The following is a 16,511-nucleotide window of genomic DNA, read 5'->3' on the forward strand; positions in this document are numbered from 1 at the left end:
ACTATTTATTAGGGTTACTATTATTTTTTTGTCAAGCGCCCAATACATGGGTGAAATTATACTTCGTTATTGATGATGGATAATTGGGGGTCGTCATGCTTGTTGTTTTTCTCGGTCGTATGTGTCCCTCTTTTTCCCAAAATCCTTTCCAAATCTTCTTTCTCGGCCACTTCATGCTGCAGCAGATGTTGGGCCAGCTCATCCAGTTCTTCCCTATGTGATAGCAACAGGGCCTTGGTCCTTTCATAGGCCGTGTTAACGGTGGCCTGTACTTCGGTGTCTATCAGTTGCGCCATAGATTCACTGTAGGGCTTACCGATGATCCGGTCGTTTTGTCCAGAAGAGTCGTAAAAACTAAGCGGGCCAACCTTTTTATTTAGTCCGTAGTACGATACCATAGCGTAGGCCTGCTTGGTCGTTTTCTCAAGGTCGTCCAAGGCTCCGGAAGAAATCTCGTTAAATACGATTTCCTCTGCGGCCCGCCCGCCCAGCGAAGCGCACATTTGGTCCATAAACTGTGATTTGGTCACAATTTGCCTTTCTTCGGGCAAATACCAGGCGGCACCGAGCGATTTGCCCCGTGGAATAACGGAGACCTTTACCAGGGAATCGACATTTTTCAGGTACCAGCTTACCACGGCATGTCCGGCTTCATGATGGGCGACGGTTTCTTTTTCCTTTTGGGATATAATTTTGCTCTTCCGCTCCATGCCTCCCACGATACGGTCCCTGGCCGCCATAAAATCACGAAAATGTACAAGGTCTTTTTTCTTTCGGGCCGCTATCAAGGCGGCTTCGTTGCAGATGTTGGCGATATCGGCCCCTGAAAAACCGGGACTCAACTTGGCCAAGGCCGTAACATCCACATCCTTGGCAAGTTTAAGGGGGCTAAGGTGCACCTTGAATATTTCTTCGCGCTCTTCTTTGGTAGGCAGTTCTAGGTAAATATGGCGGTCGAACCTACCAGGCCTTAAAAGGGCTTTGTCCAATATATCGGGCCGGTTGGTGGCGGCCAATACGATAACGCCCGTATTGGGGCCAAAACCATCCAATTCCGTCAACAGCTGGTTCAAGGTGCTTTCGCGTTCGTCGTTGGTCTGAAATGAGTTGCCCTTGCCACGGGAGCGGCCTATGGCATCTATTTCATCGATAAAAACGATACTGGGTGTCTTTTCTTTGGCTCGTTTAAACAGGTCTCGCACTCTTGAGGCACCGACACCTACGAACATTTCAACAAATTCGGATCCCGACATGGTAAAGAAAGGCACCTGTGCTTCCCCGGCCACGGCCTTGGCAATCAGGGTCTTTCCTGTTCCTGGAGGACCTACGAGCATAATGCCTTTCGGAATTTTGGCACCTAATTTGGTGTACGTTTCAGGATGTTTTAGAAAATCGACAACCTCCATAACCTCGGTCTTGGCTTCTTTTAAACCTGCTACATCATCAAAGGTAACAGCACTTGTAGTGCCCTTGTCCACTAACTTGGCAGTAGATTTGCCGATATTCATCATGGATCCGCCCACGCCTCCGCCGTTTCCCATTCGTTTGAACATGTATAACCAGAATAAAATTAGGATGGCTATCGGCAGGATCCAGGATATGGCCGTGAGCCAACTGGTGCGGTTTTGGTACTCTATATCTATTTTCTCCGTAGAGGAAAAGTTGCTTTGCGCTTTTTCCAACTTGCTTTCAAAATTCTCTACGGAACCAATGGTCATTCGGTATTGGGGGCTTTCAATAGTACTGAAAAGACCGGAGTCGGTATCTTCGGAATTCTGGGTGTCGGTCGTACTTTTTTTTGTATAGATCTCGGCAAACTCTCTGTTAACGACTATTATTTTTGAAATTTTATTTTGGGTCAGAAGGGAATCTTGTAAAAAGGTCCAACTGACTTCTTTCACTCCCGAAATCGGACTTGAAAAAAATGAAAATGCCAATAAAAAACCAAAAAACAACAAGTAGATCCAACTGTAATTGAATCCTCCGGAAGGAAATCTTTGTTTTTGGTCTTTTGGTGTATCGTTGTTCTTTTTCTGTTCCATACTATTCCAATACGATAAATTGGTTCAACGCCTCCAAGGCTTCACAGCCGTAAATGAGGGCGGGCCCACCGCCCATCATTACGGCTACGCCAATGGTCTCTATTATCTCTGCAGAACTGGCGCCTGCTTTTATGGCATCGTGGACATGAAAGGTGATACAACCATCACAGCGTACCGTAATGGCAATGCCCAATGCAATAAGTTCCTTTGTTTTTGAGGAAAGCGCCCCCTCGGCGGTACTGGCCTTATGCAGCTTGTTGAAACTACCGATGGTTTCGGGGATGTTGGCTCCCAGTTCCTTTATTAATCTTGTTAGGTCGTTATAGTGTTTAGAATAGTCTTTGATCATGGCGCAACGTCTTTAAGATAGGTTTACCTTTCAAACATCTTTCGATGTATTCGAAAAGCCTTTCAAAACTATCTTAAATCAAAAAGTTGTCATATGATTAAAATCAGTAGACCAAAAGAATTTACAATAATCCGTTACAAACTGGAGTAGGGCATCACCACACAGTCTAGGGAATGCCGTTTGTTGTAATGCGGTTTATACGACAAAATGTAGAAACCGTATGGTATTTTAATATATATGGGCTATAGGCTGTGCATGGGCAATACTATGTTGTAGAAATATATGTAAGTGTTACAGTTTTTCTGCTTTGTGCTCGTCTATATAATGCTCTAATAATTGCTTTAGACTTTGTAGGTATTCTTGCATTACTACTTTATCCATATGTGGATACTTGCTTACGGGTAAGGTCATAGGGTTTTCGTCCAAAGAACGGTAGAGCTCTGGGTAATCTGTTTCTATACGGGTGGTAAGCTGTGTAATTTCGTTTAATATTTTTTGTAAGTTTTTCATCTTGTTCTCTTTTTATTATAGGTTACTTATTTCATGCTTTATTCTGAACAATACATTATCATGAAATACATTTTAATTAGCTTGCGGTAAGACCATTAATGGTTTTTCGGTGTTAAAGGCTACACTTTTTATAATATTCTGTCGTGTCAATTTTTTAAAAAAGCCATGTTCCGTTTTTAATAAGGCCATCATTCCCATACTACGGTTGGTCTTTTCTATCTCTACTAATGTGTTTGCTACAGAATCGTATTGTCTTACCTCAAAAAATAAATGTCTAGTGTCTTTTAATATTTTTCTTAAAATCTCTTTGTTCGTCTTTTGTACATCGGTCAAAAGTTCTTCGGTTTTAATGTGGATGACGTTTACGGTAGCGTCCCACAATTTGGCGATATCCATAAACGGAATAAGTTCTGTAGCGGAAAAGGTGTGTTTAAAATCGGTAGCAAAAACCACTTTTCTTAAATCGGCATACTCATAAGCGCCGGGCACCATTACTATAGGGCAATTATTTATGTATTTAATAAGATCCAAGGTGTTACTGCCAACAAAAATTTCGCGGAGTGTAGATAATCCTTTGGTTCCCATAAAAATATAATCCCCACCTTTCTCTTCTAAGGTACGATTTGTTAAATTAAGAAGCGAATCAGATTCCATTATACCCTCAAAATAATGTTTGCCTTCCGTATGTTGCGATTGTAGTTTTTTTACAAATTGGTTTAAGTCTTCCTGGACTCCCAACTTGGTTTTATCGGCAGAAGGTACGCTGTGGTAAGCATGTAGAATGTAAAAAGTACATACCTCTTTCTTGAAAAGAAAAAGAGCATAGTCGATGGCCTTTTCCGCATTTTTAGAAAAATCGGTCGGTATTATTATTTTTTTCATTTCTTCTATTGTAGGGTGTTTAATGCGTAGTGTATGGTTTGGTATTCTATGGCGTATTTGATTTTTCCGATAGATGAAATTTACGGGCCATTTCTTCGGTATCTATAGTATACTCGGTAACCTTAAAAACTTCTTTTCTATTCTTTCTAAAATCCTTTACAAATGTTTCCAGTTCATCTTCCAATTGCTCGTGCTCAGTTCTAAATTTATGGGAATCATAGGCAAAGGGGTTGTCTATCAATTCAGATAAATGATGTAGGTGCTTGTTCACTTTTTGAAGCAATGTCGTAGATCGCTTATCCATGTCAAGTAGTCCCAACTCTATTTCTTGAACCATATCTATGTTCTCTTTTTTAGAAATCCACATAAAAAACTTGTCAATTAAACCATGCAAGAATTTTAGGTCTTGATTGTAAAATTCTAGGTCAGATTTCCAACGTTCGGTAAGAGAATAAAGGTTTTGCCAATCAGCTTCATGAATGTAACCATCTTTGGGTCTGTTTCTAAACTCTTTCATTTGATCGTAATTTTGTTGGTAATAAAGATAGAAGGGGAAAAAATTAAATACTATGACCTAAATCATATTCAAAACATGGTATGAACATATCTCTAAATTATGGATTCTAATAAAAGCTTTGATAGCCCCTTGTACGACTTATATAGCATGAAAAACGGAAGACTTTTGTAGGGTGTCGTTGAAAAAATGTTAAAATTTTTAGAGGCAATTTATCGTTGTAAGAAAAAATAATTTTCTTGAGATGGAGCGAAAATTAATTTCTTCTTTTTGTCTGATTTTTGTCTTTATGTAGTCTATTGTAAATTACTGAAAATCAAATATTTGTTATTGTATTTTTTGATTTTAAAATTGACATTTTTTTAGAGGTCTGTTAGAATTGTTGATAAAAGTGTTGAAAAACTTCGGGCCATGAACTTACATTGAAGGCTATAAAATTTGACCTTTATACCTCTCTTAGTAAGAACATCATTAACTTTTTTTTAACATGGAAATAACCGAAGTCATTAAAAGGGACTTTACCACAAAACCCTTTCACTTACACAAGATCACAAATGCAATTCTCAAGGCTATGACCGCTGTTGAACAGGGTGGTCCGGGAGAAGCGGAACAAATTTCCAAAAACGTATATGCGGCCCTTTTGGAAAGAAAGAAAGCCGATGTCGCATATAAACCTACGGTTGAGGAGGTGCAAGATTTTGTGGAGAACAAGTTGATGGAAGGCGGTTTTTTCGATGTTGCAAAGGCGTACATATTATATCGTAACGAACAGGCGCAAAAAAGAAAGCCGAACATTTTTGAAAAGCGTGTAAATTTAAAACCTTACGAGTATCCGGCCTTGTACGAATATGTGCCTGCCATAAGACATTCTTACTGGATCCACACAGAATTTAATTTTACCAGTGATATACAGGACTTTAAGACCCGCCTTACCGATGTAGAGCGTAGTGCCATCAAAAATACGATGTTGGCCATTTCGCAAATAGAAGTAGCGGTAAAAAGCTTTTGGGGAGACATCTACCATAAGATGCCAAAACCAGAAATAGGTTCTGTAGGCGCCACCTTTGCGGAAAGCGAGGTAAGACACCACGATGCGTACTCGCACTTGTTGGAGATATTGGGGCTGAACGAAGAGTTTAAGACCTTAAAGAAGAAACCTGTTATAATGAAAAGGGTGCATTATTTGGAAACGGCCCTTAAGAATGCTAAGAGTGAAGACAATCAAGAATATTCGGAATCTATTTTATTGTTCTCTTTGTTTATAGAGCACGTATCGTTGTTTTCGCAGTTCTTAATCATTATGGCTTTCAACAAGTACAAGAATATGTTGAAGGGTATTTCCAATGTGGTGGAGGCGACTTCAAAAGAAGAGCAGATCCATGGTGATTTTGGTATCGACATCATCAATATTATAAAAGATGAAAACCCGGATTGGTTCGATGCGGAATACCATAACATGATCCAAGGTATGTGCAAAGAGGCCTTTTCTTCCGAGAGCGATATAATAGATTGGATATTTGAGGCAGGCGAACTCGACTTCTTGCCAAAAGTATTGGTGAAAGAATTTATTAAAAAGAGATTCAACGATTCGTTGAACAGTATAGGTATCGATAAGATATTCGAAGTAGACGAGGGGCTATTGGCCCAGACCGAATGGTTTGATGACGAAATCATCGGAACAAAACATGGCGATTTCTTCGTAAAACGCTCTATCAATTATAGTAAAAGAACACAAAGTATAACCAGCGACGACTTATTTTAAATGAACGATTCAAAATTAAACTTAGAGAACAAATTACAGGAAGAAACCGTATTGAATGGTTCTGAACAACTAGTACAAGCAAGAAAGGAAGCCCTTAAAAACTTGGCCAGCGAGAAAGAAGAACAAGGCTTTAAATGGTTAAACGACCATAGCCGTAATTTCTTGGCCTCAGGATACCTTACAAAAGGGGTTACCCCAGAGGAGCGTATTCGTGAAATCGCAAATAGGGCGGAGCAGATTTTAAAAATTCCAGGATTTTCAGACAAGTTTTATGGTTATATGAGCGAAGGTTTCTACTCATTGGCTTCACCTGTCTGGTCCAATTTTGGAAAAGAAAGAGGATTGCCCATAAGCTGTTTTGGGTCGCATATAGACGATGATATGGGGAACATTCTGTACACCCAATCAGAAGTTGGTATGATGTCTAAACTTGGTGGCGGTACCTCTGGGTATTTTGGTAAGATAAGACACCGTGGTGCCGAGGTAAAAAACAACGGTCAGGCATCGGGTGCCGTGCACATTATGCAGCTTTTTGAGTCTATGGTAGATGTCGTAAGCCAAGGGTCTGTACGTCGTGGACGTTTTTCGCCATACTTACCTGTAGAACATCCGGATATTGAGGAATTCTTGGAAATAGGTACCGAAGGTAACCCGATACAAGAACTTACCCACGGTGTAACCGTAACCAATGAATGGATGCAGGAAATGGTGGACGGTGATGTTAAAAAGAGATCTATCTGGGCCAAGATATTGCAACGTAGGGGAGAAATGGGATACCCATATATCTTCTTTAAGGACAATGCCAACAACGGTGCTGCCGATGTTTATAGAGATAAGGACCTTCCGATATATGCAAGTAACCTTTGTACGGAAATTATGTTGCCATCCAACGACAACTGGTCGTTCGTATGTGTATTATCTTCCGTAAACCTATTGCACTACGATAAATGGAAAGATACCGATGCCGTTGAGACCATGGTTTTCTTCTTGGATGCCGTAATTACCGAATTCTGTGAGAAATTGGAGGCCTACCGTGATTCGGACAGTCGCGAAGACCGTCAGACCTTCTTGTTCATGGAGCGCGCCTATAACTTTGCGAAAGACAACCGTGCATTAGGATTGGGTGTTTTGGGATGGCACTCATTACTACAGTCAAAAATGTTGCCATTTGACAGTCAGGAAGCCTATAACCTGAACAGTGAAATATTTAAGACAATAAAGGAAAAATCATACAGTGCTTCCGAAGATTTGGCGAAAAGGTTCGGGGAGCCAGAAGTTTTAAAAGGATATGGCAGACGCAATGCTACGTTGAACGCCATTGCACCGACCACATCATCGGCGTTTATCTTAGGGCAGGTATCACAGGGTATTGAGCCAATTTGGTCCAACACCTATGTAAAGGATATCGCCAAAGTGAAAACAACGATCAGAAACCCTTATTTGGAAGAGCTTTTAGAGAAAAAAGGAAAGAATACCACCGAGGTATGGAGAAGTATCCGTGATTTTGACGGTTCTGTACAGCACTTGGATTTCTTAACGGATGAAGAGAAAGAGGTATTTAAGACCTACTCTGAAATAGACCAAATGGATATTGTCTATCAGGCGGCCAACAGGCAAAACCACATAGACCAAGGTCAGTCCGTAAATATTATCATACATCCGGACATGCCGGTAAAAGAGATCAATAAGATCCACGTAACCGCATGGAAGTTGGGATTAAAATCACTTTACTACCAACACAGTATGAATGCTGCACAAAAATTCAAGCAAAAGAAAGATTGTGCAAGCTGCGAAGCTTAATCGCTAAAAGAGGAAGAGTAATTAGAAAGTCCGGCATTTCGCCGGACTTTTTTCTATTAGTGGTCAAAAAACTAAATATTCCATTAAATTTAGTCCTGCAAAGTATTTATCAAAAAAAGCCGAAGTCGTATTTTAAGAAAATTGGAGCAGCGGTACCCTTTTGGCGGAAGATGAAAATGGCAAAGATTGCCAAAATAGAAAAGGAAGTATTGTTTTGTCCGATAAATAAAACCCATGGAAGAGCATAGACCAACAGCGTTGGAGACGCCTTATGTACCGGTACCTACCATTTCTATAGCTATAGAAAAAAAGGTCGATGGTGAGGGCACCGTGTACCTAAGATGCAAAGAGGCGTTGGAGCCATACCCAATAAAAATGACCGACCGTTTAAGGTATTGGGCAGAGAAAACACCAAAAACGGTGTTTTTGGCACAAAGGGGAAAAGACGGTACCTGGGAAAAACTGACCTATGCCGAAGCTTGGGAAAAAGTACAACACTTGGCACAATATATATTACAGGGCAATGCCTCTGTAGAGCGGCCCATTGCCATACTTTCCGGTAACAGTATAGAACACGCGCTATTGTCTATGGCGGCCATGCATGTGGGTATACCGTATGCACCTATCAGTCCGGCATATGCATTAAAATCTACTAGTTACGAGAAGCTGTCACATTGTATAAAAAAGCTGACCCCAGGTCTTATTTTTGTGCAGGACGGGGCTGTTTTTGAAAAAGCGATACAAGCCGTAACACCAACTATACCATTAATAACCGTAAGCAATACCTTACCGGGTGCCACCAGCTTCGAAACTATTTTAGACACCCCGGTCTCTAAAGATGTAGAGGCCGCGAACAAGAAAATCGGAAAGGATACCATTGCAAAAATTCTGTTTACCTCGGGGTCTACGGGGCTTCCCAAAGGGGTAATAAACACCCATGGCAATATTACCACCAACTGGCAGCAGATTACCCAAATATTTCCCTTTTTTAAGGATGGCGGCCTGCAGTTAATAGATTGGCTACCATGGAACCATACCTTTGGCGGCAACCATAATTTTGGATTGGTACTTCACAATGGGGGTACGTTGTACATAGATGAAGGCAATCCAACACCGCAAGGGGTTAAAGAGACTATAAAAAACCTAAAGGATTTTGCGCCAACGGTTTACTTCAATGTACCTAAAGGTTTTGAAGAGCTATTACCACATTTACAGGAAGATACGGAACTCAGGGAACTGTTCTTCTCAAGATTGAAAATGCTTTTTTATGGCGGAGCCAGTATGGAGCAGCATGTATGGGACAGGTTAGATGAATTGGCCGTGATGACCACTGGAAAAAAGGTCCTTATTTCCTCGGGGTATGGAATGACCGAGGCAAGTCCGTCGGTGATGTTCAATATACGGTACCAGAGCATGTCAGGGGCCTTGGATGTTCCCGTTCCCGGTTTAGATCTAAAGCTGGTTCCCCACGGCGATAAGTACGAAGCAAGGTTCAAGGGCGGTAATTTAACGCCCGGTTATTGGAGAAACCATGAAGCCACCAATGCTGCCTTTGATGAAGAGGGATTTTATAAAACCGGGGATGCCCTAAAATTTGTAGATGATGCCGACGCCAATGCAGGATTGCTCTTTAACGGCAGAATTACCGAAAATTTTAAACTGAGCACGGGCACATGGGTAAACGTGGGCATTTTAAGGTCTCATCTCATTACCATGGGCCAAGGGGTTATTAAAGATGCCGTGATCACCGGCCACGGTAAAGATTACCTGGGTGCCATATTGATTCCCGATTTCCATGGCTGTAAAAAATTGGTCAATAATGGTGAGGAGCTGCCGTTGGAGAAACTGATCTGTTGCAAAGAGATAGAAATATTTTTACAACAATTGCTGGATACTATGGGCAAAAATAGTACCGGAAGCTCTACCAAGATAAAACGCGCGTTATTTGCCGATTTTGAACTATCTACCGATAAGGGCGAGGTGACGGACAAAGGTTCTATAAACCAAGCCTCCATTTTAACCCATAGAAAGGTATATGTAGAGAAAATATATAGTGAAACGCTGTTGCCGGGTGTGTTGGAGGCCCAACACTGATCGGCCGGATCATTAATATATTATTCGTCCATAGGTACAAGGGCGATAGGCAACTAGGGTAGTACAACTATAAAATACCTATTTTTAATAGCGACAACGAACGGCGTTTTATAGGCCTGGTAACAAAAAAATATAACTATTCACATGAACGGTCTTCACCTAAAGACATTTTTGACCTCTAACCTAGATGTAGACGAGGAAGAAATAGACTCGTTGGTGGCCAATTGCAGGGTAATGCAGGTAAATAAAGAGACCTTTCTATTGCAAAAGGGAGAGCATTGCAGGCATACGTTCTTTGTTGAAAAGGGGTTGTTGCGCCAATATTCCATTGATGAGCGTGGCAAGGAGCATATTTTATCCTTTGCACCCGAAAATTGGTTTGTGACCGATCGTGAAAGTGCCTATTTCAACCAACCTTCGGCTTATTATATACAGGCCTTGGAAGACAGTCATGTGGTGCTGATAGACGATGACTTTATACAGCGGCTATCACAGAAAATTCCCAAATTCACCGAATTTAATAATAGATTGCTCCACAATCACATACGGCAACAGCAGCATCGTATAAATCTATTGTTGAGTGCCGTTGCCGAAGACCGTTATTTACAGTTCGTGGCCATGTACCCCGATATACTCTTAAGGGTTCCGCAGGCAATGATAGCGTCATATTTGGGCATTACCCCCGAAAGCTTAAGCAGGGTACGCAAAGAATTGGCCCGTAAAAACAGTAAGCGGTAGCTTCTTATCATACATCAATGCATACCCAAAAGTTGTACCGTATTTTTGGGGTATAAAATGATAAGGATATGAAAACTAGAACAGTAGAATTGGTTGCGGCCCCAAGAGAACCTCATTTTGTAGGTGATGGTTTTAGGGTACATAATTTTATTCCGAGCGGGTATCGGATGGATATGCAACGGATGAATCCGTTTATACTATTGGATTATAATGCCACCTATAAATTTCCACCTTCCCCCACACCCAAAGGAGTAGGGGTACACCCTCACAGGGGGTTCGAGACGGTTACCATCGCCTATAAAGGTAGGGTGGCACACCACGACAGTAGTGGAGGAGGCGGTGTGATCGGAGAAGGGGACGTACAGTGGATGACTGCGGCAAGTGGGGTATTGCACAAAGAATACCATGAAGAGGAATGGAGCAAGACCGGAGGAGACTTTCAGATGGTACAGTTATGGGTAAACCTACCCAAAAAGGATAAGATGAGTGCCCCAAAGTACCAAGCGATCAAAAATAGCGATATTGCCCGCCATCAATTGGCGAACAATGCGGGACATATAGAGGTAATTGCGGGTGCTTTTGAAGATACAAAAGGGGTGGCCGCTACCTTTACCCCGATCCATATGTTCAATGCCAAGTTGAACAAAGGAGGCAAAGCTACTTTTAGCTTTCCGGTCCATTATAACACCGCTTTGCTGGTATTGGAAGGCGATATTATGATCAATGGTGAAGAAGAGGTCCCCACGGACCATATGGCCCTTATGGCCAACGATGGAGAAACTTTTAAAATAGAGGCAAGCGATACAGCGGTGGTATTGGTGTTGAGCGGTGCACCCCTAAATGAACCCATAGCGGCCCACGGCCCTTTTGTGATGAATACACGTGAAGAGTTGAAAGAAGCTTTTGAAGATTTTAATAATGGCAAATTTGGCTATTTAGAAGATTAATGATAAAAAAGGGTATGGCAAACAGGCTGTTACCGTAAGGGAAGGGCTGCTAAGTAAAATAGAAATGCGTAGGTTTTTGAGAGATCAAGACCTGCGCTTTTTTTTGTGGGATAGCATTGGGCAATATTTTGGATTTCTTTGAATCGTTCTTTTGTTCGGAACTATGTATGAATATTGAACTTATGTTTTTAAGAACAGTAATACGGGTGTTGTTGCTTTCAAGTGATTAAGCATGGTATAGTTGAAAAAATAGCCTCTAAACGGTGGACATAATAGATAGCTTTTAGGAGGTATTCTGCTATTCTGTAAGAAAATTTTGTAGGAATTTATATTTTTAAAGCATTGTATATGAATGGGTTATTGTTCATTTGGTCACTGAAGAGAGTAATTTATGACCATCCGACTTACAGAATACGATATAAACACTGAATTTGACTCTAATAAAGTGAATACTTGGAAATTGCCCGGTGAGACAAAGCTGAAACAGCGACTTAAAATTCTGAAAGTAGGCATAACCTTAAAATTTAGAATACTATGAAAAATGTATTTTTTGCTTTTGCCTTTGTGTTAGCGGGAACGTTTGCTTTTGCAAACACAGAAGTAACATCTGAAATTAAAAATGATGTAAAACAAGTTGAAAATGTTCAAATTCAGAAGAGTTTGAGCTCAACTTATGAGGGTCAATCTTTTGATGATTTATCTTTTACAAGTAAAATCCAGCTTGAAAACATATCTGGTGAAGATCGTCCTTGTAGATGGAGAACCTGTACTTACAGAAATGGAGTTAAAGTTGGATGTACAGCTTGGACTTATGGTGAATGTTTAGACGAAGTTGTTATTACACCTAAGCGATAATAGCCATTTATTTAGTCAAATTATGCCTGTATTTATCTTTAAGGTAAATACAGGTATTTAAAACAAAATATAATGAAAAAAACTATTTTATTTATAGCCATATGCCTTCTAAGTACTATAATAAAAGCACAAGAATTAAAAACTTGTGGAGAAGTTGAGTATGTTCAATCCACACATTTTTCTCGAGATTTTTCTCGAGACTTTATTTTAAGATTTAATAATGATGAATCAATATATAAAGAAACAAACATTACCGAGAAAAAAGAGAAAATAGAACAGACTAATAAAGACGAAGGTCAAGAATTAATTAGGGAAATCCCGAGAAATAACCTTAATCCAGAATTTTTTTATAATGATAGAGAAAGTTTTCATTTTATGCAAGTTTGGTTTGATAAAGAACTATTTGTCAAAGAAGACTCATTAGCTTGGAGATGGGACTTAAAAGATGAAGTAAGGAAAATAGGTGCTTTTAATTGTCAAAAAGCTAACATAAAGTTTAGAGGTAGGGAATACACAGCTTGGTTTACAAATGAAATATCTGTTCCATTTGGACCTTGGAAATTTCAAGGCTTACCAGGACTTATTCTTGAAGTTTGCGATAAGGATAAAGTTTTCCATATAGTTGCAAAAAAAGTAGAAATTGAAAAGCAAGATAAATGTGAGATAAAAGTTGATTTATTGAAATTTCAAGAAGCCTTAACTATTAAACAATATTTGAAAAAGAAGGTAGAATTAATAAAAGAAGATTTTGCAAAACTTTCAAGCAGACTTCCAAAAGGTTATGGCCCTCTTGTTTATGATGAAGATTGTGATGATTGCAGGGAAGAAATTGAACTATTTAAGAATGAGCAATAAATTACTATTAGTAATAGCATTAATTTTATCAAGTTTTAAAATTTGTTGGTCTCAAACAATAATAAAAGGAATCATCAAGGATGATAATCAAAAAGTGATGCCTTATGTAAATGTTACCATAAAAAAGTTAATCATTCATCCGTGATTAGTTATTCTTATTCTAATGAGGTAGGAAATTATGACATTAAAATAGAGGAAAATGGTGTTTATACTTTATCATTTTCTAAGATGGGCTATGAGACTAAAACGATAGAAATCAACGTTGAAAACTCGGAATCAAAAATTATCCAAAACGTGGTTTTAAATGAAAAGGCTTTTACGCTAGATGAAGTAATTGTCACAGCTGATAAACCCATTAAAGTTAAAAAGGACACGATAGTTTTCAATGCAAAATATTTTACTGTAGGTAATGAGGAAACAGTTGAAGATTTATTAAAAAAAATTCCAGGTATTTCAATTGACAATAATGGCACAATCAAAGTAGGAAATCAGGAAATCGAGAAATTAATGGTGGACGGCGATGACCTATTTGATAGAGGTTGTAAAATACTTTCCAAAAATATGCCTTCGTATCCTGTCGATAAAATAGAAGTTTTAAACAAATACTCTAATAACAGGCTTTTGAAAGATATAGAGCAAAGTGATAAAGTCGCACTAAATTTAAAATTAAAAAAAAAGTTTAAACGTATATGGTTTGGTAGTATTAATGTTGGCTACAGTACAGTTTTAGAAAACAATTACGTGGCAAAATTGAACTTGGCAAATTTTGGAAAAAAGAACAAATACTACTTTTTGACCAATCTCAACAATATAGGCTACGATGCCACAGGTGATATTGAAAACTTAGTTCGTCCATTTAGAAATAGAGATGAACCAGCAAGCATAGGCGACAATCAAAGCGTCAATTCTATTTTAAGCCTATCGCCAAACCAACTTAATTTTAAACGGAGTAGAACCAATTTTAACAATGCTGAACTGGTTTCGCTCAACGCCATTTTTAATCCAACGGAAAAACTGAAAATAAAAACGCTTGGCTTTTTTAATTGGGACGAGACCGATTTTTATAGAAACAGCATGGATGTTGTAGACGTCAATGGAACAAATTTCACGAATACAGAAAATTATGAATTACGTAACAAAAAAAGAATGGCTTTTGGTAAGCTAGATGTTATCTACAACATCTCTAAAACCAAAATGCTAGAAGCCACAACAAAATATAACAATGGCGATTTTAACGATGGCTCTAACTTAGTGTTCAATGGCAATTCTACCATTAAAAATTTACAGCACCAAAACACGCTTTTTGACCAGAAGATAAGCTACACCAATAAATTTAAAGATAAAAAGGTTTTTTTATTGACTGGGAGATTCATTGATGAACAAACACCTCAAAACTATCGTTTAAATCAATTCTTTTACCAAGATTTGTTTCCCGATAGTGAAAATGCAAACAACGTTACGCAATTGAGCGAGAACCAAATGCAGTTTGCGGGCATCAATGCCCACTTACTGGACCGTAAGAAAAATGGGGACTTGTTGGAACTTCAATTAGGAAATGAATATAGAAAGGATGAATTATCCACTACGTTTTCATTATTGGAAGATGAAACTCTTTTAGAACGGCCCAACGGTTACCAAAATGAAACTAATTATCAAGTAAACGACTTATATTTCAAAAGCAAATACCGTTTAAAAATCAAAGACTTAGGGCTTACGGGAAAATTGGGTTTTCATCAACTCTTTAACCAATTAAAGGACAATCAAATCTCGTCCAATCAAAATCCATTCTTTATCAACCCTAGTATAGGGCTTGACTGGGAAATAAACGAAAAGAACAAAATTATCACTTCCTATTCCTATAACACTACCAATGCAAAAATTCAGGATGTTTACAGCGATTATGTGTTAACGGGATTTCGCTCGTTTTCAAAAGGTACAGGTGGTTTTAATCAACTTGATGCTTCAAGTTTATTCTTTAATTATCAACTGGGAAATTGGAGCGATAGGTTTTTTGCCAACACATTTATAGTTTACAGCAAAAACCACGATTTCTTCTCTACCAACACCTTGATTGCGCAAAACTACGCCCAAGCAGAAAAAATTCTGATCGAAGACCGTGAATTCGTTAACATCAATTCAAAACTCGATTACTATTTTAAGTTTATATCCTCAAATCTAAAATTGGATGTAGGCTATGCGCAAAGCGAATTTAAGAATATCGTAAATAGCTCTGACTTTCGTATAGTCACATCCAAAAATTACAATTATGGATTGGAAATGCGCTCTGGGTTTAAAGGTATCTTTAACTACCATATAGGCACAAAATGGACAACCACAGAAATAGAAACGACCATAAATAATTCTTTTACCGACAACATTAGCTTTTTGGACTTGTCTTTCGTTTTTAATAAAAAGTTTGATGTTCAAGTACAGTCAGAACGTTACTATTTTGGCAATCTACAAGCCGATAATACTTATTATTTTTTGGACTTTGATGCTAAATATAAACTCATTGAGAACAAACTGACTTTAGGGCTTACAGGTAAAAACCTCTTCAATACCGAAAGGTTCAGAAACTTTTCGGTCAGCGATATTGGAACATCAACGACAGAATATAGATTGTTGCCAAGGTTTGTACTTGTAAAAATGGAATACAGATTTTGATATTGGAATAGAAAAAAATGTATTTTAATAATTTGTATGTCAATAAGTTATGTTTGATTAAAACGAGTATAGATGAAAAGAATAGAATTCAATATACCTATGGTTATATCCTTTTAATACTCATATACGTATTTGTTGTAGGTATGATTATAGCAAAAGACACGGAGGTGAAAGGTGAAATATTGAGCATACTTCATTTTATGGCCAACGATGTATATGCCATTATTCTTGGGGTATTATTTATTTATCCGGTGCCTTTGTTAATTCTTTCGTGCATTAGAAAAAGAAAGGATTTGATCAAGGGACTATCTGTCGCAACATTGATCAGCATTTTACTCACAATCACAATAGCCATTTCTTGATGGGGAGAACTGTGCTATTTTAATATGATAGTACCATAGGCAATGGCCGTACATGTAAAATAGAGGCTTTCGTTTACCCGTTTTGAAGGAAACACTTTGAATGGTATGGGATCTTTGGTACGATAAAAGCCATAGTT

Annotated in this window: 13 protein-coding genes and 1 pseudogene; 9 read left to right on the forward strand and 5 right to left on the reverse strand. The window is 38.7% G+C overall.

Features of this window, described 5'->3' with window-relative positions:
* Positions 1-56: 56 nt before the first annotated feature.
* From ftsH to AB657_RS01405, 5 genes are all read right to left on the reverse strand, one after another.
* A complete protein-coding gene (ftsH, locus tag AB657_RS01385) occupies positions 57-2,042 on the reverse strand; it encodes an ATP-dependent zinc metalloprotease FtsH (protein WP_084696359.1) in 1,986 nt (661 codons plus the stop codon).
* A gap of 1 nt (position 2,043) precedes the next feature.
* The gene (locus AB657_RS01390) at positions 2,044-2,391 is read right to left on the reverse strand and encodes a carboxymuconolactone decarboxylase family protein (protein ID WP_047244865.1); all 348 of its coding nucleotides are present in this window, start codon (positions 2,389-2,391) and stop codon (positions 2,044-2,046) included.
* Positions 2,392-2,682: 291 nt separating this feature from the next.
* Positions 2,683-2,901, reverse strand: a complete 219-nt coding sequence (locus AB657_RS01395; RefSeq protein ID WP_047244866.1) for a hypothetical protein — start codon at positions 2,899-2,901, stop codon at positions 2,683-2,685.
* A gap of 72 nt (positions 2,902-2,973) precedes the next feature.
* A complete protein-coding gene (locus tag AB657_RS01400) occupies positions 2,974-3,783 on the reverse strand; it encodes a universal stress protein (protein WP_047244867.1) in 810 nt (269 codons plus the stop codon).
* Positions 3,784-3,829: 46 nt separating this feature from the next.
* On the reverse strand, positions 3,830-4,300 hold the full coding sequence (locus AB657_RS01405; RefSeq protein ID WP_047244868.1) for a hypothetical protein: 471 nt from the start codon (positions 4,298-4,300) through the stop codon (positions 3,830-3,832).
* 484 nt (positions 4,301-4,784) lie between these two features.
* Between AB657_RS01405 and AB657_RS01410 the strand changes: the two genes are divergently transcribed.
* The 9 genes and pseudogenes from AB657_RS01410 (at position 4,785) to AB657_RS01455 (ending at position 16,374) form a co-directional block, all read left to right on the forward strand.
* The gene (locus AB657_RS01410) at positions 4,785-6,059 is read left to right on the forward strand and encodes a ribonucleotide-diphosphate reductase subunit beta (protein WP_047244869.1); all 1,275 of its coding nucleotides are present in this window, start codon (positions 4,785-4,787) and stop codon (positions 6,057-6,059) included.
* On the forward strand, positions 6,060-7,859 hold the full coding sequence (locus tag AB657_RS01415; protein ID WP_047244870.1) for a ribonucleoside-diphosphate reductase subunit alpha: 1,800 nt from the start codon (positions 6,060-6,062) through the stop codon (positions 7,857-7,859). It begins immediately after the preceding gene.
* A 234-nt stretch (positions 7,860-8,093) separates the two neighbouring features.
* Positions 8,094-9,953 (forward strand): feruloyl-CoA synthase, encoded by a 1,860-nt coding sequence (locus tag AB657_RS01425; RefSeq protein ID WP_052958592.1) that lies wholly within the window; start codon positions 8,094-8,096, stop codon positions 9,951-9,953.
* A gap of 144 nt (positions 9,954-10,097) precedes the next feature.
* Positions 10,098-10,691 carry a Crp/Fnr family transcriptional regulator gene (locus AB657_RS01430; protein WP_047244872.1) on the forward strand — a complete coding sequence of 198 codons (594 nt, stop codon included), beginning with the start codon at positions 10,098-10,100 and terminating at the stop codon, positions 10,689-10,691.
* Positions 10,692-10,759: 68 nt separating this feature from the next.
* The gene (locus AB657_RS01435) at positions 10,760-11,638 is read left to right on the forward strand and encodes a pirin family protein (protein WP_047244873.1); all 879 of its coding nucleotides are present in this window, start codon (positions 10,760-10,762) and stop codon (positions 11,636-11,638) included.
* A 534-nt stretch (positions 11,639-12,172) separates the two neighbouring features.
* The gene (locus AB657_RS01440; RefSeq protein WP_047244874.1) at positions 12,173-12,493 is read left to right on the forward strand and encodes a hypothetical protein; all 321 of its coding nucleotides are present in this window, start codon (positions 12,173-12,175) and stop codon (positions 12,491-12,493) included.
* 72 nt (positions 12,494-12,565) lie between these two features.
* The gene (locus AB657_RS01445; protein WP_047244875.1) at positions 12,566-13,348 is read left to right on the forward strand and encodes a GLPGLI family protein; all 783 of its coding nucleotides are present in this window, start codon (positions 12,566-12,568) and stop codon (positions 13,346-13,348) included.
* Positions 13,338-16,012 (forward strand): annotated as a pseudogene (locus AB657_RS01450) (carboxypeptidase-like regulatory domain-containing protein). The gene AB657_RS01445 and the pseudogene AB657_RS01450 overlap by 11 nt, the downstream one beginning before the upstream one ends.
* A 53-nt stretch (positions 16,013-16,065) precedes the next feature.
* Positions 16,066-16,374: a hypothetical protein gene (locus AB657_RS01455; protein WP_157491538.1), complete on the forward strand. Its 309-nt coding sequence runs from the start codon at positions 16,066-16,068 to the stop codon at positions 16,372-16,374.
* Positions 16,375-16,511: the final 137 nt, after the last annotated feature.

It is taken from the genome of Maribacter thermophilus, assembly GCF_001020565.1.
GTDB lineage: Bacteria > Bacteroidota > Bacteroidia > Flavobacteriales > Flavobacteriaceae > Maribacter > Maribacter thermophilus.

Excerpts from the sequence above, each read along its gene's own strand:
- ftsH (WP_084696359.1), bottom strand. The coding sequence starts at position 2,042 with ATGGAACAGAAAAAGAACAACGATACACCAAAAGACCAAAAACAAAGA.
- AB657_RS01390 (WP_047244865.1), bottom strand. The coding sequence starts at position 2,391 with ATGATCAAAGACTATTCTAAACACTATAACGACCTAACAAGATTAATA.
- AB657_RS01395 (WP_047244866.1), bottom strand. The coding sequence starts at position 2,901 with ATGAAAAACTTACAAAAAATATTAAACGAAATTACACAGCTTACCACC.
- AB657_RS01400 (WP_047244867.1), bottom strand. The coding sequence starts at position 3,783 with ATGAAAAAAATAATAATACCGACCGATTTTTCTAAAAATGCGGAAAAG.
- AB657_RS01405 (WP_047244868.1), bottom strand. The coding sequence starts at position 4,300 with ATGAAAGAGTTTAGAAACAGACCCAAAGATGGTTACATTCATGAAGCT.
- AB657_RS01410 (WP_047244869.1), top strand. The coding sequence starts at position 4,785 with ATGGAAATAACCGAAGTCATTAAAAGGGACTTTACCACAAAACCCTTT.
- AB657_RS01415 (WP_047244870.1), top strand. The coding sequence starts at position 6,060 with ATGAACGATTCAAAATTAAACTTAGAGAACAAATTACAGGAAGAAACC.
- AB657_RS01425 (WP_052958592.1), top strand. The coding sequence starts at position 8,094 with ATGGAAGAGCATAGACCAACAGCGTTGGAGACGCCTTATGTACCGGTA.
- AB657_RS01430 (WP_047244872.1), top strand. The coding sequence starts at position 10,098 with ATGAACGGTCTTCACCTAAAGACATTTTTGACCTCTAACCTAGATGTA.
- AB657_RS01435 (WP_047244873.1), top strand. The coding sequence starts at position 10,760 with ATGAAAACTAGAACAGTAGAATTGGTTGCGGCCCCAAGAGAACCTCAT.
- AB657_RS01440 (WP_047244874.1), top strand. The coding sequence starts at position 12,173 with ATGAAAAATGTATTTTTTGCTTTTGCCTTTGTGTTAGCGGGAACGTTT.
- AB657_RS01445 (WP_047244875.1), top strand. The coding sequence starts at position 12,566 with ATGAAAAAAACTATTTTATTTATAGCCATATGCCTTCTAAGTACTATA.